We start from the raw sequence: 22,682 nt of genomic DNA on the forward strand, positions 1-22,682 counted from the left end.
CGGAGGTGGGTATTGCTGAACAAGGAGCAGTGGAAAAAGAGGGCGAAGGAGATTCTTTCTCTGGACAGCCATCCCGGACATATTGCCGCGGGATTCGCGGTGGGTGTCTTCATCAGCTTCACCCCCTTTTTCGGCTTGCACACCCCTATGGCTGTCGCCGCTGCCTTCATCTTCCGCCTCAACAAGCTGACCTGTCTGACCGGCGCCTGGATCAACACCCCCATTACGGTAGTGCCCGTTCTCGGGATAAGCTATAAACTCGGAAGAGTCATGCAGGGTCTTCCTCCAATGGAACTGAAGGTCAGGGGGCTGGAATGGCAATACCTGAAGGGGCATGCCGCCTCCCTCATCCTCGGGTCATCGGTCATCGGGTTCATAGCTGCGATAGCTGGATACTTCGCATGCTACTACATAGTAGTAAGGTTCAGGCAGAAGGATGAGGCGCTTGCGGAGTTGACGCAGGAAATGGAAGAGGTAGGAGAAGAACTGGACGAGAAATAGCGGAAGGAAAAAGGGAGGCAACCGCCTCCCTTTGCTATCTGCCGAGGAGCGGAGCGAGCACGCTGTATGTGATGAAAGCCATCAGCGCGGAAGCCGGAATGGTGAGTACCCATGCCCAAAGAATGCGATACGCCACGTTCCAGTTAACGGCGGTGAGACGTTTGGACAGACCTACGCCGAGAATGGTGGACGTGATAATGTGAGTGGTGCTGACCGGCATTCCTATTGAGGATGCACCGAGAATGACACCCGCCGAGGCTGTCTCTACGCAGAAGCCATGGACCGGCTGGAGCTTTACGAAGTCTTTCCCCACCGTCTTGATGATCCGCCATCCCCCGGCGGCAGTCCCGAGCCCCATTGCAAGCGCGCATGCGAACTTCACCCACATCGGTACCGCAAATACCGGAAGAGCCCCGTAACTTACTAGTGCCATAGTGATGACACCCATCGATTTCTGTGCGTCCGCCGTCCCGTGAGAGAACGCCATGAAGGCCGCCGACATGACCTGCATTTTGCGGAAGTGGTTGTTGAGGGCTCCTGGCGCGTGGTTTCGAAAAGTCCAGAGAAGCAAGACCATTACGGCGAAACCGATTATGGTACCGACTACCGGAGAGAGAACCAGCGCAAGAACGATCTTCTTGAGCCCCGCCCAGTGAAGAGCCGCCACTCCCTTGTGTGCTATCACCGCGCCCATTATGCCGCCGATGATCGCGTGGGAAGATGAAGAGGGAAGACCATAGTACCAGGTTATGAGGTTCCAGATTATGGCACCCATTACACCTGCGAATACGACCATCTGCGTTACGTTGTCCTTGTCGACGATCCCTTTGCCGATAGTGGCAGCTACCTTTGTGGAAACCATGGCGCCGGCAAAGTTCAGAATGGCGGCCATGAAGATGGCGGCCTTGACTGTGAGCGCCCGCGTCGACACGCAGGTGGCGATGGCGTTGGCAGTGTCGTGAAAGCCGTTGATATAGTCGAATACCAGCGCCGCCAGAATGACCAGCACTAGCATCAGAAATGCGGTATCAGGCATTCTTTACCACCACGCTTTCAAGGATGTTAGCCGCGTCCTCGCATTTGTCGGTGGCGCGTTCCAGCGTTTCGTATATCTCTTTCCACTTGATGAGCTGGATCGGGTCCTTCTCTTCGTCAAACAGCCTGCTTATCGCTTCCCGGCAGACCCGGTCGGCTTCGTTCTCGATGGCGTTGACCTCCACGCAGTGCTCGTAGATGTGCTCGAATTTCCCACCCAGGTGCGCAACTGCCTTCTCTACTGCACGGCTACCCTGAAGGATGTGGAAGGCCAGTTCCTTCGCTTCAGGAGTAGGCTTTTCCACGTTGTACATGATGAACCGCTGGGATGAGGCGTCTATAAGGTCGAGAATGTCGTCGAGGGCCGATGCCAGGGCGTAGATGTCCTCGCGGTCCAGAGGTGTAACGAAGCTTTTGTTCAGCTTCTTGATTATCTCATGGGTCAAAGAGTCCCCACGATGCTCCACATCCTTGATCTTGCGCTGGCTTGCCTGCGGGTCATCGTAGTTGTCGAGCATATCCTTGAACAGTTCAGCGCCTTCGATTATGTTGGCCGCCATTTCCTTGAACAGCTGAAAGAATTTTTCTTCCTTCGGGATCAGTCCGAACATGAGTTTCCTCCAAAAACATTGGGGCTATTGAAACCTGTCACTCATAGCACAAATCACCCCTCATTCCCATAAGAAATATTACCCGACAGATCATGAAGGCTCTTGCGATACCCGGTTTTATCTTGATTTAGCTTCATATATCGCATATCTTCCTACCGCATTCTGGCCGGCGCAAGCGGCCCATTCCCGCATCCCCTGAGAGGCTGTATGAACCTCTTCCATGCCGCATTTCTGGGTGCCCTGCAAGGCCTCACCGAGGTCCTCCCAATCAGCAGCTCGGCACACCTGATCCTCGTCCCCTGGCTTCTCCGATGGCCCGCGTCGGGACTGACCTTCGATGTAGCTCTCCACCTCGGAACCTTCATTGCGCTCTCCATATACTTCCGGCGCGACATCGTCGAACTGGTGGGAAATTTTTTCAGGTCCATCCGGGAAAAAAAAGCAGATTCTCCCACTGACCGGCTCCCTTTCTACATTATCGCCGGAACTATCCCCGCCGCAATTGTGGGCAAAGCCCTTGAAGGCCACATTGAGGAAATTTTCCGGAAAAGCCCGGTCCTGATCGCGTGCTTTCTCATCGTATTCGGCCTGATCCTCGCCCTGAGCGACTCCAAAGGCACTAAACGGCTCAGCCTCGAGAGAATCACTCTCAAGGCTGCGATGATTATCGGGATTGCACAGTGCCTGGCGCTCATCCCCGGAGTATCCCGCTCCGGAATCACCATCACCGCTGCGCTCTTCATCGGCTTCAACCGTGAAGCGGCCGCCCGCTTCTCCTTCCTCCTTTCTCTCCCGATCGTTGCAGCCGCGGCATTCCTGGAGCTGGGCGACCTTGTACGCAGCGGCATCCCGGAAGGGGAGACAGGCGGGCTGGTCGTCGGCATGGCATCATCGGCCATCTTCGGCTATATCAGCGTCGCTTTTCTTCTGAATTTCGTTAAACGCAGCTCCCTCTATCCCTTCGTCTGGTATCGAATAGCGGCAGGAACGGCATTGCTACTGTTTCTTACAGCTTCCTGATCTGTGACCGATAAACGTACGGACGAACAATGGGGAGGGATGATGGGAGGAGGAATCAAGAATTGGCCCGAGGAGGAGCGTCCCCGGGAAAAATTCGTCCAGCGGGGTCCCGAGGCACTTACTGACGCTGAATTGCTTGCGCTCATCATAAGAACGGGGGATTCCGTCGGAAAGCGGAGCGCCATCGACCTTGGACGCGCGCTCCTGCAGGAATTCGGCGACCTTCGGACGCTCGCGCTGACCGGCGTCACCGAAATTTGCCGAATTCCTGGAATGGGTACGGCGAAAGCCGTGTCGGTCAAGGCGGCCCTGGAACTGGGGAACCGCTTCGGGTCGAAACGCCTGGAGAGCTTCGAACGCTTCACGGCGCCCTCACAGGTGTTTGAGCACTTTCACCACGAGTTCCGGGACCGGCGGAAAGAGTATTTCCTCGCTCTGCTGCTGGACGGAAAGAACCGCATCATCAAGCGCGTTCAGATATCCGAAGGGTCCCTCAACCAGAGCATCGTCCATCCACGGGAGGTGTTCAATCCAGCCGTACGGGAATCGGCAGCCGCAATCATCCTCGTACACAACCACCCCTCCGGCGACCCGACCCCCAGCAGGGAAGACCTGGACATAACCCGCCGCCTGGCGGAAGCGGGGGAGCTGATGGGAGTAAAGGTGCTTGATCACATCATCATCGGTGACGGAACCTTCATGAGCTTTACTGCACAGGGCATGCTGTAGCAAACCTGGGTGGCACCCAACACTCACGTAAGGAAATTCACCACTATCCCCTTGATGCGGACTATCTTGCCGGTAATGGCAATCCGGTCCTTCTGCTCGCTGACGATAAGCCGGTACAATTCATCCGCCTCCCGATCGATAACCGCTACGAGCTCGTGCTCGTGAGGTGTTATTCCTGAGCTCCTGACCCGCTCCACGCGATAGGCCTGGCTGCTGGCCTTCTTGGCGAAGGAGCTCAGAAGATCGCGAAAAGCGCGGAAGTTGGCGACTGTCGGCTCCCGGTCGAGAGTTACGGCGGCCCGGTCTATTTCCTCCTTCAACTCGTGCAGTTCAAGCCCCACGTCCTGCAGTTCCGCCACCCTTGCACTTAGGCGCGTTGCAAACAGAGATCCGGCATTGTCGGCTCCTCTGGAAGAGGCTTTTGTCTTTTTCTTCTTCTCCACTTCGGTGGAAGGAAGATTGTCGTTGATCCGCATCCCATTCTCCGAACGGCTGCACTTCATCGCTCAAGGCGGTGCAGCCCATGAATATTCGAGCGTAGCTGTCAATGGCCCCAGTATCAGCAGATTCGCGGCAGTTGCTCCCCCGCCAGCATTTCAACAGTTCGCAGCCCCCCGACGGTAGTCCGCATCTGAAGGGTTCCCTCTCCTTTGCCGGTCACCTCGCCTATAACCGCTGCGTCCTTTCCCAGGGGATGGGCGTGCATCCGGGCGAGCACACGCCCGGCTGCTTCAGGAGAAACCAGTGCCAGAAGTTTACCCTCGTTGGCTATATACAGCGGGTCGAGGCCCAGTATGGCGCAGACACCCCGCACCTCCGCGCGAAGCGGTAGCGCCGTTTCCTGCAGGACCATCGACACCCCCGACTGGAGCGCAATCTCCTTCAGGGTGGTAGCCACACCGCCTCTCGTAGGGTCGCGCAGCACGTGAATCGCCGTCGCTTCTTCGAGCATGGTCTCGACAAGGCCATTCAGAGGCGCGCAGTCGCTCTCGATTTCCGTTTCCAGTTCTAGACCCCCCCGTGCCGCCAATATTGCAACGCCGTGATCGCCGATGGTGCCGCTGACGATAATCCTGTCCCCGGGCCTGGCCCTGCTCCCGCTTATCGTCAGATCGTGGCGGAAAGTGCCGATGCCTGAGGTGTTTATGAAAATCCTGTCAGCCTTACCACGCGGAACCACTTTCGTGTCTCCCGTTACGATGGTCACACCGGCCCGCTCGGCTGCCTCCCGCATCGAAGTGAGGATGCGGGCGAGGTCGATCCGGCTGAATCCTTCCTCGATGATCAAGCCGACGCTAAGACAGAGCGGTCGAGCTCCCATCATCGCCAGGTCGTTGACCGTACCGTTGACCGCCAGGGCTCCGATGTTTCCCCCCGGGAAAAAAATCGGGTCGACCACGTAAGAATCGGTGGTGAATGCGAGACGCACCCCTTCATGCCGCACGATGGCCGCGTCGTCTTGGCCCGCGCTTCCCCCTGAGAGAATAGGGATTATCATCTCAGACAGCAGCTGATGGGAAAGCTTCCCCCCGCTTCCATGGCCAAGAAGTATCAGATCGTTGTCCACACGGGCTCCTTGCATAATGCTCCGTAAACTACTCTACCCCCCATACTTGTACGCGGCGGCGCAGCTTCCCTCGGATGAAACCATGCACGCCCCAACGGGCGCTTCGGGGGTGCAGGCAATGCCGAAAAGAGGACATTCTCGGGGGGATGCCTTCCCCTTGAGGATCTCGCCGCAGAGGCATCCCTGAGGCTCCTGAGGCTCACCTACCTCCACCGGCACCGTGCGTTCGGCATCGTAGCGCCGGTAACAATCACGGATTGCAAGCCCGCTGCCGGGAATGGAGCCGATGCCGCGCCAGGCTGCGTCACAGGGGGTAAAGACCTTGGAGATCACATCCCTCGCCTTCCGGTTTCCTTGCCGCCTGACGACCCTGCTGTACTGGATCTCCACCTCGGCACGCCCATCCAGCACCTGGCGGGCGAGCATCTCTACCCCGAGCATGATGTCCAGAGGCTCGAATCCGGTAACGACACAGGGAATTCCCTTCCGTGCCAGTGGAATGAACGCGTCTGCCCCGATGATCGCACTCACATGGGCTGGGCAGATATAGCCGTTGATAGCCAGTTCCGTATCGGATGCCAGAATCTCCATCGGTCCCGGTATTGTCTTGTGGCTGGCAAGGACTGCGTAGTTGCCTAGTCCGAGACGATCTGCTTCGATGATGCTGGCCGCCACGGTGGGTGCCGTAGTTTCGAACCCGACACCCAGAAACACCACCCGGTGCTCAGGATGGCGCCTGGCTAGGGCGACAGCATCCAGAGGTGAATAGACGACCCGTACATCGGCACCCCGGGCCCGCTCCTCCAGAAGGGAGGAAATTGAACCGGGAACCCGCAGCATGTCGCCAAAACTTGCGATTATAGTCCCGGGAAGGCGGCTGCAGGCGATGGCCCTGTCCACATAACCTATATGAGTGACGCAGACGGGGCAGCCGGGACCCGAGACAAGCCGGACCTGCGGAGGGAGCAGAGTCCGCAATCCGAACCTGCCGATAGCCATGGTGTGAGTGCCGCACACTTCCATGAAGGTGAGGGACTTGGCGCTACCGGACAGCAGCCGCTGAAGGCGCGAAGCCACCCCTGCCACGGCGGCCCCGTCACTGAATCCGGCAAGGGGTGCGCTCACGCCCCCTCCCCTCGCAGTGCCTCGCGCAGAAGGTCGAGGGTCTGCCGGGCGTCATCCTCGTCTAGCCGGGATATGGCGAATCCGGCATGGATGATCACATAGTCCCCCACTCGCACCTCCTCGTCCATGAGCATCAGGCTCGCCTGCCGCTTCACCCCGTCGATCTCGGCCACGGCATCCGTGCCGTCAATAGCGACAACTCTCATGGGCACTCCGACGCACATTTAGTTTTCCTCCATCTGGCGGCAAGCAGCCCCCGAGAGACTTGCAAATCTGTCATATGAGCAGCGTATTCCGCAGGTCAATGCTATCAAGCGGATCACGCACAAGTCGAACCGCGAAGATCAGCGCATAGATTGCGGAAAAGACGCGCCACGAGCGGCAATGACGGCTTGGCCGAGTGCGATTCCCCCATCGTTCGGCGGGACGAGCCGGTGAGTGAATACACTGAAATCCTTCTCTTCCAGAAGCCGGCAAAGCCGTTCCGTAAACAGCCGGTTCTGGAATACACCTCCCGAAAGGACGACCCGATGGAGCCTGCTTTTTTCCCGCACCCTGTCGCACATTTCCGCCGCAAGCGCTGCAAGCGTCTCGTGAAAGCGGCGGGCGAGAGTCGCCGGCGGCTCCCCAGCCAAAAGGCCTTCCACAAGTGCAGCAACCGGAAGCACCCCGTCCGCGACCAGTTTATTCTCCCCCGCCTCGATGACATAGGGAAAATTCCAGGTCGCCGGTGCCTGCTCCGCACTTGCTTCAAGCTCCATTGCCGCCTGCCCCTCGAACGTTACCCGGGTACGCAGGCCGAGGAGTGCGGCTACCGCGTCGAACATCCGGCCGCAGCTGGAGGTAAGGGGAGAGTTCAATCCCCCCTCGATCATCCGTTGCAGCACATTGCGCTCCACCGGTCGAAGCTCTCTGATGAAAGGGAGCGGCAGATCCCACATCCGGTTGCCGAAGCACGCATGGCAGTATGAAAGAGCCATCCGCCATGGCTCTTTAACTGCCGCATCTCCTCCGGGCAAGGGAAGCTGGCGCAGGTGACCGGCACGGCTGGCAGATTCATATCCCCCGACGAGAAACTCTCCTCCCCACACCGTGCCATCCGGCCCAAAACCGGTCCCGTCGAAAACGACCCCTATGACATCCCCTTCCAGGCGGTTCTCGGCCATACAGGCGGCCATATGTGCATGATGATGCTGGACCGCCACCCTCGGAACACCCAGAGCCTCGGCAAATCGGGTGGAGAGGTAGTCGGGGTGCATGTCATGTGCGACCAGCTCAGGCTCGACGCCGAGTATTTCCCGAAGGTGCACGTCGGCCTGCTCCAGCGCTGCCAGGGTTGCTGCGTTTTGAAGATCCCCTATATGCTGGCTCAGGAAAGCGGTGCCGCCTCCAGCGAGGCAAAGGGTGGATTTAAGCTCCGCCCCGACCGCGAGTACCCGTTTCTGCATTTCCGGGATGGCGATCCCCCGGGGCGCATACCCCCTGGACCGGCGAAGGAAAAGAGGGGCTCCCTGGAAAACCCGGATGACGGAATCGTCGACACGTGCATGGATGCGGCGATCATGGAGCAGGAAGTAATCGGCGACATCCGCAAGCCGCCCGCGCGCATCGTCATCCGCATATGCCATCGGCTCGTCGCTGAGATTGCCGCTCGTCATGACCAGAGCGGTAAAGTTTCCGCGCAACAGCAGGTAGTGGAGCGGAGCCGACGGGAGCATCACCCCGAAATAGCCGTTAAGCGGGGCCACGTGATGAGAGAGAGCGTGCCCTTTCCTTTTCCGCAGGAGGATAATGGGGCGCTCGTTTCCGAGGATCAGCCGTTCCTCCAACTCCCCCAGCTGTGCGAATTCTCTGACCTCCTCGACCCCCGGAGCCATGAGGGCAAATGGCTTCTCGTCGCGATTCTTGCGCCGCCGCAGTCTCGCGACCGCTTCGTCGTTAGCCGCATCGGCCGCCAGATGATATCCTCCGATACCCTTGACCGCAACGATAGCACCCTCTTTCAGCAGACGGACCGTCTCGGCGAGCGCATCCCCGGGAACCGCCCCCCCCTGCGCCGAAATCAGGCGCAGACTAGGACCGCATGCGGGGCATGCGTTGGGCTGGGCATGGAAACGTCGGTTACCCTGGTCGTTGTATTCGGCGAGACAAGTTTCACACAACCCGAAATCCTTCATGGTCGTGCGGGTGCGGTCGTATGGAACTCCGGTGATTATCGAGTAGCGGGGGCCGCAGTTGGTGCAGTTGATGAACGGGTAACGGTATCGGCGGTCGGAGGGATCAAACAGCTCCCGCAGGCACTCGTCGCACACATCTCCGTCAGCCGCAACCTGTGGATTTCCTTCCCCCCCCGCACTGGCGATGATGGCGAATCCCTTCTCACCGGAGAGCTCCTGCTCATGGAAAGAAATCGAGCCGATAACCGCCAGAGGTGGAGCCTCTTCCCGTATGGCGGCAACGAACAAACCGACTGCGGCTGCCTCCCCTTCGGCTTCGATCTCGACTCCGCCCAGAGTGTTGCGGACCCAGCCGGAGAGTTGGTGCCGCTGCGCAAGGCGATAGATGAACGGGCGAAACCCCACCCCCTGGACGATTCCCCCTACCTCCACCGCCACTCTGCGCCGCAGCAGAACTTCCCGCGAGGGATTACCCATAGAGCCCTTCCGTTTGGGCAATGCGTGTCACCGCCCGCCCCCCCCTTTTTTCGCTCTCTCAATTCCTGCCGATAGCCAGCGGTACCATGAGTCGATCCCCTCGCCACTGGATGCGGAAAGCTCCAGTATTTCCATGCGAGGGTTGACCGAAAGCGCCATGCTCCGGCAGGCTTCAGCATCGAACGCCACGTAGGGAGCCAAGTCTGACTTGGTTATGATCATCAGTTCCGCAGCGCGAAACATTTGCGGATACTTTACAGGCTTGTCCTCCCCCTCGGTTACGCTCAGCATTACCACCTTATGGTGCTCTCCCAGGTCGAACGATGCGGGACACACCAGATTTCCCACATTCTCGATAAAGAGGAGATCGAGCCCCTGCAACGGAAGATCCGCCGCGGCATGGCCAACCATGTGCGCATCCAGGTGGCATCCAGCCCCCGTGTTGACCTGTTTCACAGGGACTCCGGTGGCGGCGATGCGGACGGCATCGTTGTCCGTCTGCTGGTCCCCCTCGATAACCGCGCACCGCACCCGGTCTCTCAGGTCCGACAGCGTCCGCTCCAGCAGGGTCGTCTTGCCCGAGCCGGGAGAGCTGACCAGGTTCAGAACGAATATCCCGTGGGCGGCGAAGCGCTCCCGGTTCGACCTTGCAAAGCGATCATTCTTCGCGAGCAGGTTGGATTCCACCAGAATGCGTTGCTTCCCGTCATGGTGATGGTGCCCGGCTCCTCCATCATGAAGGTTGTGATCCTCTTCGCAGCCGCAGGTGATGCACATCTTACGCTACCTCCAGTTCCCGTACCTGTAATTCTTCTCCCGCGATCAGGGCGATTTCATGGCTGCCGCAAGCGGGGCACGGCTCGTAATAAGCCTTCGCGGGGAATTCAGCTCCGCATGCATCACAGCGGGCGACACCGCAAACCCGCTCGATCAAGAGGCGGGCATCTTCCAGCAGGGTTCCCTTGCTGCAAGCTTCGAAACAGAAGGAAATGGCCTCAGGAAGCACCCCCGACAGCTCACCTATGACGATAGTGACTGAGGTAACCTGCCGGCCACGGGCTTCGGCTTCGCAGATCTCAACCATATTCTGGACGATGGATAGTTCGTGCATGGCCTCTCTTCAAAGCCCACAGCAGATTGCATTAATTATGCCGCAGGTCTGGCGGTATGCCAGTCGGAGTCGTGCGCAGGGGACGGAGGGGCCATCATGAAGGCCGGAAAGAGCCGCGCATAGATCTTGTGCAAGCCAATACGCGCGTGTATAATCGGCCGGTCCAACGGGGAAGGTCAACGCATGAAGCTGAACACAAAACTCGTCATAATCATGCTCTCCCTCCTCATCATCGCCATCCTCATGCTCTTCGTTCTCAACCAGCACAGCCAGAACGAGCTGGTCAACGAGATCCAGGAAAGCTCCACCGAAGTCACCAAAGCCGTACAGATGAGCGTGGAAGATCTGACCTCGGAGGTCGAAGCGGAACCCGCTCGCCTCAAGGAGTACCTCAAGGAAGCGAAGGCAAAGGGAATAAACGAAATCAACATTATCAGCAACGAGGGGGAGATCATAAGCTCCTCCGATCCCGACAAGGTCGGCAAGCGGCGGGAAATCAGAAAGCTGGAAAAAGGGCTAAAGGCCTCCCCGGGCAGTCACGAATCTTCGAAGGTTCACCCGTACGATCTTCTGGTGCCCGTCATCGTTGGTGACGAGCAGCTCGGCTACGTGCAAATAAACCTGCTTCTTGACAACATCCGCAACATTCAGCACAAAAATCTCGTCAATCGCGTCGCCGTGACCTGCCTGGTCTTCATGCTCGGCATCATCCTCACCATCTTTCTCGCACGCAAATACACAGATCCGATACACCGGCTGGCGGAGGGGGTTAAGAGGGTAACGGAAGGAGATCTCTCCGTTACCTTTCCGGCGGGTTCCAAAGATGAGATAGGCGAACTGGCCGAGAGCTTCAACGACATGGTGAGGCAGTTGCGGGAGCGCGAGCACCTGGAAAAACGCCTCTACGAAGCGGAACACCTGTCCAAGGTTGGGCAGCTGGCGTCGGGCATCGCCCACGAAATACGGAATCCGCTCAACTACATCAGCCTAGCCATTGACCACCTCAAGAGCGAAATCGTCCCCATCTGCCCCGAGCGGCAGGGGGAGATCGAGCCTCTCGTGGAGAAGATAAAGGAAGAGGTGCGGCGAGCCAACTACATGGTCGTCAATTTCATGAACTACGGACGGCCGCTCAAGCTCAGGCGCAAGGAGATCATGTACCGGGATCTGATCGACCGGGCGCTTCCCGTGCTGGAAGACAGGCTGGCAGAGCAGCGGATCAGGGTGGTTACACAGGCAGCTCCAGAACTCCCACCGATGCATGTGGACCCCGAACTTCTTCGGAATTGCCTCTTCAACTTTCTCACGAATGCGGCGCAATCGATGCCCGATGGGGGCACCATCACCCTTGGCGCATCCTACGACCCCGACGGGGAGTCATTCCTTCTTACTTTCTCCGATGAAGGGGGAGGGATTCCGCCGGAGGACATCGAAAAAGTATTTCGCCCCTATTTCACGACCAGGGAAGCCGGGATCGGCCTCGGCCTGGCCATCACGGAGCGCATAATCAGGGAGCACGGCGGGGAGATCAGGGTGGAGAGCACCCTTGGAGCGGGGACAGTCTTTACCGTACTATTGCCGCGTGGCGACGGAATTCTGACACAGGAAGAACCGGATGGAATACGGGCCGTGGGACAAATTTGATTCTGGGCGACTTCATCCGGCAAAGACGAAGACGGGCGCTGGGGTATCGATGAACGGAAAAATTCTCGTGGTGGACGATGAAAAAGGGCAGAGAGACATCCTCCACGCCATTCTAAACAAAGCGGGGTATGAAATCGCTGCCGTTCCGGGAGCCCGGGAAGCCCTCCAGCAACTCGATAAGGCAGAGTTCGACATCATCCTCACCGACTTGAAGATGCAGGGGCTGTCGGGAATGGACCTTCTCGACCAGGTGCTCGACCAGAACCCTCACCAGTGCGTGGTCATGATGACAGCTCACGGAACCGTAGACTCGGCAGTCGAGGCCATGAAAAAGGGCGCCTTCGATTACCTGGAAAAGCCGCTGGAGCGGCAGGAGCTCCTTCTCACCCTGCAGAGAGCCATGGAACACGTTCTACTCCTGAGAGAGAACAGGGTGCTTCACAAGCAGCTATCCGAGACCTTGAGCATACCCACCATCATAGGGGACCACCCGAAGATCAAGGAGGTCTTTCGGGTCATCGGCAAGATCGCGCCGACAGGTTCGACGGTGCTCATATCCGGGGAATCGGGCACCGGCAAGGAGCTTGTAGCCCGTGCGATTCACGACCTGAGTCCACGCAAGGAGAGGCAGTTCTTCGCCATCAACTGCGCGGCCATTCCCGAAACCCTCATCGAATCCGAGCTCTTCGGACATGAAAAAGGCGCATTCACCGGCGCCAGCAGCCGCGAACTCGGACTCTTCGAGGCGGCTGACGGAGGCACCCTCTTTCTCGACGAAATCGGAGAGATGAACGTGGCCATGCAGGCGAAGCTCCTGCGGGCCATTCAGCTCAAGGAAGTACGGCGCGTGGGTGGGAAAACGCCGATTCCGGTGGATGTCAGGATCATATCCGCAACTAACAAGGACCTGGAGACGGAAATAAGGCGCGGAACCTTCAGGGAAGACCTCTTCTATCGCCTCAACGTGATCCGGATCAACCTTCCGCCCCTCAGGGAGAGGGGAAGCGATATCGCAACCCTCGCGGAATTCTTCGTCCGGAAATACAGCTCTGAAGCGAGTCTGCCGGTAAAGGGCCTATCGAAAGGCTCCCTCAAGATCCTTATGAACTACAGCTGGCCAGGAAACGTGCGTCAGCTCGAATCGGTGATAGAACGGGGAGTGCTGATGGCCGAAAACGAGCTGATCGAACCGGAAGATCTCCCCGGAGAGGTCCATGGAGACTCGACTTCCGGAGCGAGGATCCGGTTCGACCTCCCACCGGAAGGTATCTCCTTCGAAGAACTGGAGCGGGATCTGATCGTGAAGGCCATGGACCGTTCCGGATGGATCATCAGCAAAGCAGCTCCCCTCCTCGGCATGAGCTACAAGACCCTTCAGTATCGATTGGAAAAGTTCGGCATTCAGAAACCCTAGCGAAGCCACGCGGAAAAAGCCCCGGCTCCTCCCCGGCCGGCAAAAAGCCGACCGATGGTCGAATCTTCTCCTTCTACGGGTACACTTTATATAAACGAATGCCTTTTCGAGAAAATAGATGCGACCCATGCACCCATACCTCATTATTTTGCTTATACTCACAGTCCTCCTGAGCGGCTGCACAAACATGGTACCGCGCAAGAAGCTGCCTCCTCCCCTGACAAACGACCAGTTCGACGACCAGGTCAAGGTCGTGACGATACCTCTACCCGTTTTTGCTTCAAGTCCCAACGAAGGAATCACGTATGGTGCGCTCACGGCATTCCTTCTCCACAACAAGAAGGATGAGGTAAGCACGCTGCTTGCCCCCCAGGTAAACCTGAACAAGAATTTCGGCACGACCTTCAGCCTCTTCGGAGCAGGTTACCCGTCCGCAAGCCGCAGTTGGGAGTTCAATCTTTCACGCTCCACAAATGTAAATGAAGACTACGAACTCAAGCTGCGAGACAAGACGTTCTTCAACGAGAAACTGGAGACGAACCTCTTTGTTTTCGGTTTGACCGACGGCTCTGCCCGCTTTTTCGGTTTTCAGTCCAAGAGCCGCAAGGATGACGAAACCAACTACGGGGACCGCGAATTCGGCGTCAACCTCTCCCTCGGTTACGATCTTGCGAAAAATCTGCAAGTGGTCGCCGGAAACAGGCTCAAAAGCGTATCAATCGTTCCGGGTGCAGTGAAGACTCTCCCATACATACGCGACCGGTTCACCCCCCAGGACGTTCCCGGGCTCGACGGATTCACGGTGCATGCGCAGAGGCTTTCCCTGGTCTACAGCACGCTGGAGCCCCGCGACCTCCCCGAGGACGGCCTCATGGCGCGGGGCACCATCGAAATCAGCTCACCCATGCTTGGAAGCACTGCGGGTTACCGGCATTACGAGGTGGAGGTAAAGAAGTACCTCCCCCACAACAACGGCCGTTTTACCGGCGTGGGCCGGCTCAGCTACAACCAGACCCTCGGCAGCAACGTCCCCTTTCTGGAGCGAAGCATTCTCGGGGGGGAAACCACTCTTCGGGGGTATGGAAGAAACCGTTTCATCGACAGCAGCTACGTCCTCTGCAACCTTGAGGAACGCATCCGGCTCTTCCGCTGGGCTGTCTTCGACGTCACCACCGACTGGGAAATCGCTCCCTTTGTCGACCTGGGTGCAGTCATGGAATCCTTCCCCGAAGTTTCATCCAAATCTTTTGAATTCAACCCCGGGATCGGCTTCCGGGCCGTCGTCCGACCCAACATCGTAGGCCGGGTCGACCTGGGGGTAGGCAAGGAGGGGCCGGCCGTCTTCGTCGGCCTCGGTTACCCTTTCTGATTACCCGTTCAGCAATTAACTACAAAGGAGAGAACATGAAGGTTGTTTGCTTGCTCGGGAGCCCACGCTCCCGGGGGATAAGTGCGACTATAGCCGGCCGTTTCATGGAGACCGCCGCCACGCTCGGCGCCGAAACCCGCAGCTTCGAGCTTAACCGGCTCACGTATCGGGGGTGCCAGGGATGCTACGCCTGCAAGAAGGGCCTCGACCGGTGCGTCCTCACCGACGACCTGGCGGAAGTGCTGGGAGCGGTGCAGGAGGCGGACGTGGTGGTTCTCGCGTCTCCTGTCTATTACGGTGACGTGACCGCACAGTTGAAGGGGTTTATTGACCGGACCTTCTCCTACCTTAAGCCGGACTACATCACAAATACCCAGCCGAGTCGGCTCGGGCCGAAAGAACTGGTCTTCGTTCTGTCGCAGGGACATCCTGACGAGGCCATGTTCGCAGATATATTCCCTCGGTATGAAACATTCTTCAAGTGGATGGGTTTTACGCAGACCCGTCTGATCCGCGCCTGCGGGTACGGACCTTCCACGTCCGATACCGTTCCAGCAGAAATCCTTCAGCAGGCGGAGGAAGCGGCGCGGGAAGTTGTGGGAAGGTAGCAGCCGTGCAACAGGCGCCGTCTGCAAAGGAGAATGAATCTGTCAGCGGGGGATAGAATGCTGGAAGCGGCGATTCGGAAAGAGATAGAAGGTTTCGTGCGGGATAGCCATGAGAATCGCTTCCTGGAGGACGGAGGACCTTTCTTCGCCGAACCACTTGTCGGATTTGCCGCAGCGGACGACCCGCTCTTCCGCGAGTATAAAAACATCATTGGAGCATTTCACCAAACTCCGCAGGATGTAATGGCAAAGGCATTCGGAAATGACGTCCGTGCACAAACCGTCATTGTCTGGGTTCTCCCGGTTGTGCGCACCACCAGCGAGAGCAACGGAAGGGAAGAGCGGTTCCCTTCCAGGGAATGGGCAGTAACCCGTGCGCTGGGGGAGAAGTTCAACAGCGCCCTGAGGCGCCACGTTACCTCCTATCTTGAAGGCCTGGGCCACCGTACCGTGGCGCCCCAGCTTGCCTCAGGGTGGCGGCAGCTCGATGATGAGACCATCGGCCTCGCATCTACATGGTCCGAGCGTCACGCCGCCTACGCCGCCGGACTCGGCACCTTCAGCCTCAACGACGGGTTCATAACCCCGAAAGGCATTTCCCATCGCCTTGGATCAGTCGTCACCACACTCTCTCTCGCGCCGACCCGGCGCATCGCCCCCGATCACCTGCACAACTGCCTCTACTACCGTGAAGGGACCTGCGGAGCCTGCATCGGCCGCTGCCCCATCGGCGCCATCTCCCGAAGCGGTCACGACAAAGGGAAGTGCCGTGGCTACGTCTACGGAACCGTTCCCGAAGCGGTTGGAAGTTGCTATGGCGTCAAGGAAACCGGCTGCGGCCTGTGCCAGACGCGGGTCCCGTGCGAGGGGATGGTGCCGCCGGGGAAGAAACAACATGGCCATTAGAGAAGGTGCATAATTATTCACCTGACCAGAAACGCAAGCATTCTCCAGCGACTCCTGATAGCTATTGTTGGCAATTCTTAAAGGTAATTTTTTGCAGTTAAAAATGCGGGATTAAGGCTAAAAGTAGGGCTTAAAATAACTTTAAATCCTTGCATATTAACTGGTTATCTTGGTCCGACCCTTGGATGGGTGGGCCCTTAAAGGTATTTTTTTGTAGTGAAAAACGCGGCTCTAAGGCCAGAAGTAGGGCTTAAAATACCTATAAATTCTTGCATATTAACCGGTTATCTTGGTCCGACCCTGGGATGGTGATGGTGGATGGGTGGTTCTCATTAATGGCGAACACTGCGACTTCTCCTTGAAACTCCGCGTGGATATGCGGTGACCTTCCCCCTGAAACTCAGGGGGGAAGGTCAATCAATGGTTCTCCGGTCCTTTCCAGCTTTCCATTACACGCGATCTGGCCCAGTTCATAGAATTACTTCCTGACGAAATCCCGGCAGTACAGGATGGGATTGGAAGCTCTTTTTGTAGCAGTCCCAGAAATTGATAGAATCTTTTTTTAATGGCAGCTACCAACGAAAAATTTGGCAAATATCAGATATAGTATTTCTAACTTTTATAGCCGTGTCGCCTGTACCACCAGGAACACCACAGAGTGCGTCAGATACAATCTTAGTGCCTCCTTCGAATAATCTTTCCCCTGCGTCGGATATGGCTCCCCCCAGATCACAAACAACTCTGTCAATCCCGGCAATGAGATCATCACCTGCTGCACCCCAGACCACGGAACCTACCACGAGAGCAAGACCGACACCAGGGACTGCCGCGGCCGCTGCCGCATAGCCTGCTGAAGACAACGCAGAAGCGGCTGCTGTTATTGCCGCGTTATATGCTGCTCCTGTTACCCCTCCCATCAAACCTGTTTTTGTTATTTCAGCAGCAGCCTCCGCGGGGGTCATTGTCCCAGCCGCAATTTCAAAAGAACAGCAGGCTACCGAAACAGCTACACCGAAGGCCGCTCCTGTAACAGCACCAGTTGATGCGGCGTCTACTATCTTTGCCCCTAAGGTTCCATAACCGAGTCCAACTTTACTGGCCAATGCGTCCATGTACTGAACTGGATAGGGCATAGCCTCCAACCTGGCTGGATCAACGCCCTTTTTTATCAATCCTTCTCGCATATCATAAGGAATCACAATCTTATCATTACCATAATCGCCCTTAAGAATGCGCTTTGCAGCCTTATTAATTGCAGCATTATTGCTTAATGCTTTGCATTGAACTGTATGACCACTGGCAGACACGAGGTCAGCGGCGGCATGTCGGTCTGCCGCAGGAGCCCAAACTTCCATGCCTTTCATGGTTTTGATCATCGATGAAGTCGATTCATGGATGAACCCTTTTTGATTTGCACATCCCGAATTCAGTTCCATTGACTTATATACAGCCCAGGATTCTAGTGTCTCGCGAGCAGCTAACGCCTTTGTTACATTATTCTTTTTGGTACTCATTATTGCCCTCCCCCTCCAGATTTGTCTTTCTAATTCCCTTATCGGTCTAGCAAATCGATACCGTAGAAAAGTTTAACCTAACACCTCGGTGCCTGAACAAGGGAGTCAGGAATTTACAAAAAAAGCAGTTTATCCGTCGCCTGCACGAAAAAATGTCTGCCCTATTGTCATAAAGTGGCTTGTCGGTGGGGTTGTCGGTGGGGTCGGACCAAGTCAACCTATTGAACTCACAAATAAATACGCCAAAATGGACTATTTTTTGGGCTTAAACGCATATTTTTGGCATCAAAAACGAACTTCTTATTCTTTGCCACGGCCATTCTTAAAGGTAATTTTTTGCAGTCAAAAATGCGGCTCTAAGGCCAAAAGCAGGGGCTAATACCTTTAAATTCTTGCAACTTGGTCCGATCCTGGGATAGAAAGTCACGGCCGGTAGACCGCCCAGATCGACGGAACCTAAGGGGACGTAGTTGATTTGTTGACTAACTTCTCGATTTGCTCCCAAAGCGGCATCCCTTGTGCTGCTATCTTCCCGCCACGTAATGCTCCACGGCAGACACCGGAACGGGTAATGCCAAGAGCTTTCGCGACCGCCTCTCCGCTGTAGCCAAAGCGCCGAGTGGCAACGTAGCAGATTATGCTTTTGGCCTCCGACAAACCCCCTCCACGTCTGCGTTCACAAAAAATCTCCCGATCGATGCCCGATGCCTCAGCAATTTTTTCTATCAACTGCTCCAATGGCAGGCACGCCTCAAGCTTCTCCGATAGGCCTTTTTCCTGCCTCAACTGCTCCACGAAATCTCCACTGCCAAGTATCCTGTCGTCGTAGGCTGAAATGAAACCCTCTCCTGCCGCTTTAAGGACACGTCGCAGGCCTCCGCCTACAAGTTCTTCTCTTTTCCCGCGCCCGACACCATCGGCCAGGAAAACCTCGTATTTTTGCCTCGCCGACTTCTGCTTCGTCGAGAAGTGCAGTAGCACCTCGTCCATCTTCTGCCCTTGCAGCGCTCTTGTACCCATCAAGACAGCATGACCACTCCAGGGATAGCGTTTCAGCTCTTCAATACTGCCGACCAATCCGGCTCGGAGAGGATTTAAGTGAATATAACGAACCAGTTCAAGAAGATAAGGATCTTCTTCACAGATGATCGATTTGTACCGGTTTTGAAAGAGATGGCCGCTCCGGTGGTGCCTAAGATTGAACATCACCGCATGACCCGTGAGGAGTCGCCGCATAAACTGCCCGAGATTATCTTGGGACGGCCGCAACAACAGGTGAACGTGGTTGGACATTAAGGCCCACGCCAGACATTCCATTCCCATCTGCTCCATCAGTTTCGTGAAGCGATCGACAAAGGATTGTCGGTCTTGGTCATCCAGAAAGATATCTCGACGTTCAACTCCCCTCACTATGACGTGTTGAAGAACGCCGGCTATGTCGAGTCGTGCGGCCCTCGGCATGTATAAACTCTTACCTCCAATCCTACGCTAGTCAACTAATCAACTACGTCCCCTTAGCCGTCACGTCCCCTTAGCCGTCAGGCGATCGCCGTACAATTCCAGGAGCTTCTTTGTTCCCTTTTGACCCGGCTTAAGGCTCAATCGCGATTTCATCGCACTCCCTGAATAAAGCAAAAAACCACCAGCCGCCAACTCAACTCTCTCCAATGAGCACGCACTATATTCTTCCTTCTCGCCAATGTAAAGGCCGTCATCTCGTGTGCCGCCCGTTCGGTACCTACCGGATGAGTTGAAACAACGTAACTAAATTCCCCAAGACAAAAAAAGCCGGGGCAGATTCCATAGTCTGCCCCGGCTCCATCGATACTCTATAAAGCTCCTTCAACTCCCATCGAACGCAATGGCCAAATTTCCTGAACGGACCCTCCACCCTTCATATGCCAACTGCAGCCGAATCCCGCCATCGCATCGATGCCAGCGCGTCCTACACCGCAGGGAAATAAACAGGGACACTCCCCATATTTTTCCAGTTGCCGCCGCGGCCCTTCAGAACCACCCGAAACCGCGTGCCGCGTTTAGAGGGCTGGACTCTCTGTGACATATTCTGTCCAGGTTGTGCGATAACCTCTTCACCATGATCACCCTACCCATCGAACAGCGCCTGGAAATCCTGGCGGACAGCGCCAAGTTCGATGTTTCCTGCTCATCCAGCGGCAGCAATCGCGCCGGCAAAGCGGGTGCCCTCGGCAGTACCGCGGCCAGCGGCATCTGCCATACCTGGACCGCCGATGGCCGCTGCATCTCGCTGCTGAAAATCCTCCTAACAAATGCCTGCATCTACGACTGTGCCTACTGCCTGAACCGCCGCTCCAACGACATCCCCCGCGCCGCCTTCACTGCCAATGAAGTTGTCGACCTGACGATGAACTTTTACCGCCGCAATTATATCGAAGGATTGTTCCTCAGCACCGGCGTTATCCGTTCCGCCGACTACACCATGGAGCAGCTGATCGCCGTGGCGCAGCGGCTGCGGGAGGTGGAACGTTTCAATGGTTATATTCATCTGAAACTGGTTCCGGGGGCGGATCCGCTCCTTATTGCCTTAGCAGGGCGCTATGCCGACCGGGTGAGTATCAATATCGAACTACCCACTCGACGGAGCCTGGCGCTGCTGGCGCCGGACAAACCGCGCGAATCGGTGATCGACCCCATGCGTCAGGTCAGCACCCTGCTGGTCGAGGCACGGGAAGCCCGCACACAATCCCGAAAATCGCCACGCTTCGCTCCGGCCGGCCAGAGCACCCAGCTGATTGTCGGAGCCACGCCGGAGAGCGACCGCGAGATCATCACCCTGACAGAGGGGCTGTACAAAAAGCTGGAACTGAAGCGGGTTTATTACTCGGCCTATATTCCGGGATCAAGCGACCGCCGCCTGCCGGCGCTCCCTACGCCGCCGCTCTTACGTGAACATCGCCTCTATCAGGCCGACTGGCTGCTGCGTTTTTACGGCTTTGCCGCCCACGAACTGCTGGATGAAGCGCGTCCCAATCTGGACATGCGTTTCGATCCGAAAAGCGACTGGGCGTTGCGCCATCTGGAGCTGTTTCCGGTGGAGGTCAATCGGGTCGATTATGAGGTGCTGCTGCGGGTTCCGGGGATCGGCGTCCGCTCCGCCCAGCGCATCGTGCAGGCCCGGCGCGGTGCGCGGCTGGGGGAGATGGAGTTGAAAAAATTGGGGGTCGTGCTGAAACGGGCAAAATATTTTCTGACCGCCGATGGCCGGTATCTGGGGGGCATCAGGCTGGACGGGCCGCGTCTTATGGAGCTAATGCTGGCGCCGACGCGCCGGCCGGCGCGACTGGACCAGCTGGAGCTGTTTGACGCGCTGCCGGATGCGTCCGCACTGACGGGAGAGTTGTGATGAGGGTCTATCGCTACGACGGCAGCTTTGAAGGCTTTATCTGCGCAATTAACGACGCCCTGGAGGCGGGGGAAAGGCAACCGGAGTTTGTGGGGGGTGGCGACCATCTTTCCTTCGGGCTCTTTGCCGGTGAAGTACACCAGGTGGCAACGGTGCGGGAAGCGGCACTGGCATTCCGGAAACGATTTATCGAAGCGGTTTCCCGGGAGGCCTTCGCCACCGCCCGCTATGCTTTTCATAGCCGGAGAACGGGGATTGAACTGCTGGTGTGGCGCTATCTCGTAGCGGGACTTCAGGTGGGAAGGCGTTTGTGCGCGATGCTGGCGGAGGACCCGGTGCATTCGGTCAATCGTATTGCCCGGCATGTGGCGCATGAAGCCCACAAGTACAAAGGGTTTGTGCGCTTTCGTGAAGTTGAGGCCGGTTTTCTGTATGCCCGGATCGAGCCTGAAGCAGACATCCTCGCCTTCATCGCTCCCCACTTCGTCGGGCGCGTCAATGATCGGCCTTGGATGATTCATGATCTCTGCCGTAATCAGGCGGCGCTGTACGATCTGACGTCATGGTGTTTGATACCGGATATCGAACTGACCACCGAACCGGCACTCAGTGCGACCGAACATGACTACGCCGCCCTGTGGCAGAGCTATTTTCAGCGCCTCGCCATCGCAGAGCGGCATAATCCGAAACTGCAGCAGAAGCATGTGCCGATGCGTTTTCGCAAGCATCTGACGGAGTTTTAATCCAGCATCGCCAAACCCCTTGCTTCTCATCTTTCCCCTCGTTATAATCCTGGTATAACAAAAACCAAGGGAGCATCGTATGCGTCGAAAGATTTGCGCCATCGGCAACAGCCGGGGGGTGTCGCTTCCCATCGAAGCGCTGGAGAAGCTGAAACTGGCAGTGGGGTCGGAAGTGGACGTGCAGGTGGACGAGGAGCAAGGCTGCATCGTTATCGAGCCGGTGCGCACTGCTGCCTATCCCGAGGGGGTCGATGCCGAGTTTGCAAACCAGGTGAACGAGTTCATAGAACTGTATCGTCCAGCCCTGAAGAAGCTCGCCGAGTAGGTCGTGACAGAATACCTTTCGCCGCAGCAGATCCTGTTCATTCACTATCGCCTGATCGAAATGACCGGTGGTACCCACGGCATCCGTGACGTCGGTGCCCTCCAATCGGCCGCAGCCCGGCCTCAGGTGACCTTCGACGGCAAGGAGCTGTACCCCGATCTCTTCACAAAAGCAGGGGCGCTGTTCGAATCGCTGGCTAAAAACCACCCTTTTATCGACGGCAACAAAAGAACCGCTGTCAGTTCCGCCGCACTCTTCCTCCGCAAAAACGGCTTTTTCCTCGAAACTACCCAGGACGACCTGTACTCGTTCGCGATCACTATGGCGACAGGTGCTGCCGGGGCACGGGAGGCGGCAGAATGGCTGCATGAAAAGTCGCGGCCCCTCCTGAATGAATGAAAAGGCAAAGAGCTCGCAGTTGCCG

General features: G+C 57.1%; 23 protein-coding genes. 12 read left to right on the plus strand and 11 right to left on the minus strand.

What is annotated here, in order from left to right; genetic code table 11:
• Positions 1 to 12 precede the first annotated feature (12 nt).
• A complete protein-coding gene (locus CFB04_RS12480; RefSeq protein ID WP_088535578.1) occupies positions 13 to 501 on the plus strand; it encodes a DUF2062 domain-containing protein in 489 nt (162 codons plus the stop codon).
• Between the two features lie 34 nt (positions 502 to 535).
• Here CFB04_RS12480 and CFB04_RS12485 read toward each other — a convergent pair whose 3' ends face one another.
• Both CFB04_RS12485 and CFB04_RS12490 read right to left on the minus strand, forming a co-directional pair.
• Entirely contained in the window at positions 536 to 1,537 is a 1,002-nt protein-coding gene (locus tag CFB04_RS12485) for an inorganic phosphate transporter (protein ID WP_088535579.1), read from the minus strand.
• On the minus strand, positions 1,530 to 2,147 hold the full coding sequence (locus tag CFB04_RS12490) for a DUF47 domain-containing protein (protein ID WP_088535580.1): 618 nt from the start codon (positions 2,145 to 2,147) through the stop codon (positions 1,530 to 1,532). Before CFB04_RS12490 ends, CFB04_RS12485 begins: the two co-directional genes overlap by 8 nt.
• Positions 2,148 to 2,354: 207 nt before the next feature.
• On the opposite strand from CFB04_RS12490, the gene uppP reads away from it, so the two are divergent.
• The gene (gene uppP, locus CFB04_RS12495; protein WP_088535581.1) at positions 2,355 to 3,167 is read left to right on the plus strand and encodes an undecaprenyl-diphosphatase UppP; all 813 of its coding nucleotides are present in this window, start codon (positions 2,355 to 2,357) and stop codon (positions 3,165 to 3,167) included.
• 42 nt (positions 3,168 to 3,209) lie between these two features.
• Entirely contained in the window at positions 3,210 to 3,896 is a 687-nt protein-coding gene (radC, locus tag CFB04_RS12500) for a DNA repair protein RadC (RefSeq protein ID WP_088535582.1), read from the plus strand.
• Between the two features lie 23 nt (positions 3,897 to 3,919).
• Here radC and CFB04_RS12505 read toward each other — a convergent pair whose 3' ends face one another.
• The 7 genes from CFB04_RS12505 to hypA all read right to left on the minus strand — a co-directional run bounded on the left by CFB04_RS12505 (position 3,920) and on the right by hypA (position 10,353).
• Positions 3,920 to 4,372, minus strand: coding sequence for a YaaR family protein (locus CFB04_RS12505; protein ID WP_088535583.1), 453 nt, complete (start codon positions 4,370 to 4,372; stop codon positions 3,920 to 3,922).
• Positions 4,373 to 4,455: 83 nt separating this feature from the next.
• Entirely contained in the window at positions 4,456 to 5,463 is a 1,008-nt protein-coding gene (gene hypE, locus CFB04_RS12510; protein ID WP_088535584.1) for a hydrogenase expression/formation protein HypE, read from the minus strand.
• A gap of 33 nt (positions 5,464 to 5,496) precedes the next feature.
• Entirely contained in the window at positions 5,497 to 6,588 is a 1,092-nt protein-coding gene (gene hypD, locus CFB04_RS12515; protein WP_088535585.1) for a hydrogenase formation protein HypD, read from the minus strand.
• A complete protein-coding gene (locus tag CFB04_RS12520; protein WP_088535586.1) occupies positions 6,585 to 6,812 on the minus strand; it encodes a HypC/HybG/HupF family hydrogenase formation chaperone in 228 nt (75 codons plus the stop codon). The genes hypD and CFB04_RS12520 overlap by 4 nt, the downstream gene beginning before the upstream one ends.
• 120 nt (positions 6,813 to 6,932) lie before the next feature.
• Complete coding sequence (hypF, locus tag CFB04_RS12525; protein WP_088535587.1) at positions 6,933 to 9,242, minus strand: carbamoyltransferase HypF; 2,310 nt, start codon at positions 9,240 to 9,242, stop codon at positions 6,933 to 6,935.
• A 27-nt stretch (positions 9,243 to 9,269) separates the two neighbouring features.
• Complete coding sequence (gene hypB / locus CFB04_RS12530; RefSeq protein ID WP_088535588.1) at positions 9,270 to 10,019, minus strand: hydrogenase nickel incorporation protein HypB; 750 nt, start codon at positions 10,017 to 10,019, stop codon at positions 9,270 to 9,272.
• A 1-nt stretch (position 10,020) separates the two neighbouring features.
• Entirely contained in the window at positions 10,021 to 10,353 is a 333-nt protein-coding gene (hypA, locus tag CFB04_RS12535) for a hydrogenase maturation nickel metallochaperone HypA (RefSeq protein WP_088535589.1), read from the minus strand.
• 183 nt (positions 10,354 to 10,536) lie between these two features.
• Here hypA and CFB04_RS12540 point away from each other — a divergent pair, with 183 nt between their 5' ends.
• The 5 genes from CFB04_RS12540 (at position 10,537) to CFB04_RS12560 (ending at position 16,294) form a co-directional block, all read left to right on the plus strand.
• A complete protein-coding gene (locus CFB04_RS12540) occupies positions 10,537 to 11,997 on the plus strand; it encodes an ATP-binding protein (protein ID WP_088535590.1) in 1,461 nt (486 codons plus the stop codon).
• A 49-nt stretch (positions 11,998 to 12,046) separates the two neighbouring features.
• The gene (locus tag CFB04_RS12545) at positions 12,047 to 13,411 is read left to right on the plus strand and encodes a sigma-54 dependent transcriptional regulator (RefSeq protein ID WP_088536822.1); all 1,365 of its coding nucleotides are present in this window, start codon (positions 12,047 to 12,049) and stop codon (positions 13,409 to 13,411) included.
• Positions 13,412 to 13,598: 187 nt separating this feature from the next.
• A complete protein-coding gene (locus tag CFB04_RS12550) occupies positions 13,599 to 14,780 on the plus strand; it encodes a BamA/TamA family outer membrane protein (protein ID WP_369833134.1) in 1,182 nt (393 codons plus the stop codon).
• 35 nt (positions 14,781 to 14,815) lie between these two features.
• Entirely contained in the window at positions 14,816 to 15,388 is a 573-nt protein-coding gene (locus tag CFB04_RS12555; RefSeq protein ID WP_088535592.1) for a flavodoxin family protein, read from the plus strand.
• 60 nt (positions 15,389 to 15,448) lie between these two features.
• Positions 15,449 to 16,294 carry an epoxyqueuosine reductase gene (locus tag CFB04_RS12560; RefSeq protein ID WP_369833295.1) on the plus strand — a complete coding sequence of 282 codons (846 nt, stop codon included), beginning with the start codon at positions 15,449 to 15,451 and terminating at the stop codon, positions 16,292 to 16,294.
• 572 nt (positions 16,295 to 16,866) lie between these two features.
• Here CFB04_RS12560 and CFB04_RS12565 read toward each other — a convergent pair.
• Both CFB04_RS12565 and CFB04_RS12570 read right to left on the minus strand, forming a co-directional pair.
• Positions 16,867 to 17,808, minus strand: a complete 942-nt coding sequence (locus tag CFB04_RS12565; RefSeq protein ID WP_088535594.1) for a hypothetical protein — start codon at positions 17,806 to 17,808, stop codon at positions 16,867 to 16,869.
• A 456-nt stretch (positions 17,809 to 18,264) separates the two neighbouring features.
• Positions 18,265 to 19,269: a transposase gene (locus tag CFB04_RS12570; protein WP_088535595.1), complete on the minus strand. Its 1,005-nt coding sequence runs from the start codon at positions 19,267 to 19,269 to the stop codon at positions 18,265 to 18,267.
• 634 nt (positions 19,270 to 19,903) lie between these two features.
• Here CFB04_RS12570 and CFB04_RS12575 point away from each other — a divergent pair.
• The 4 genes from CFB04_RS12575 (at position 19,904) to CFB04_RS12590 (ending at position 22,657) form a co-directional block, all read left to right on the plus strand.
• The gene (locus CFB04_RS12575; protein ID WP_088535596.1) at positions 19,904 to 21,190 is read left to right on the plus strand and encodes a putative DNA modification/repair radical SAM protein; all 1,287 of its coding nucleotides are present in this window, start codon (positions 19,904 to 19,906) and stop codon (positions 21,188 to 21,190) included.
• Positions 21,190 to 21,933, plus strand: coding sequence for a TIGR03915 family putative DNA repair protein (locus tag CFB04_RS12580; protein ID WP_088535597.1), 744 nt, complete (start codon positions 21,190 to 21,192; stop codon positions 21,931 to 21,933). The genes CFB04_RS12575 and CFB04_RS12580 overlap by 1 nt, the downstream gene beginning before the upstream one ends.
• 79 nt (positions 21,934 to 22,012) lie before the next feature.
• Positions 22,013 to 22,258 carry an AbrB/MazE/SpoVT family DNA-binding domain-containing protein gene (locus CFB04_RS12585; protein WP_088535598.1) on the plus strand — a complete coding sequence of 82 codons (246 nt, stop codon included), beginning with the start codon at positions 22,013 to 22,015 and terminating at the stop codon, positions 22,256 to 22,258.
• Between the two features lie 3 nt (positions 22,259 to 22,261).
• The gene (locus CFB04_RS12590) at positions 22,262 to 22,657 is read left to right on the plus strand and encodes a type II toxin-antitoxin system death-on-curing family toxin (RefSeq protein ID WP_088535599.1); all 396 of its coding nucleotides are present in this window, start codon (positions 22,262 to 22,264) and stop codon (positions 22,655 to 22,657) included.
• Positions 22,658 to 22,682: the final 25 nt, after the last annotated feature.

Source organism: Geobacter sp. DSM 9736, assembly GCF_900187405.1.
In the GTDB taxonomy this organism is placed as follows: Bacteria; Desulfobacterota; Desulfuromonadia; order Geobacterales; family Geobacteraceae; genus DSM-9736.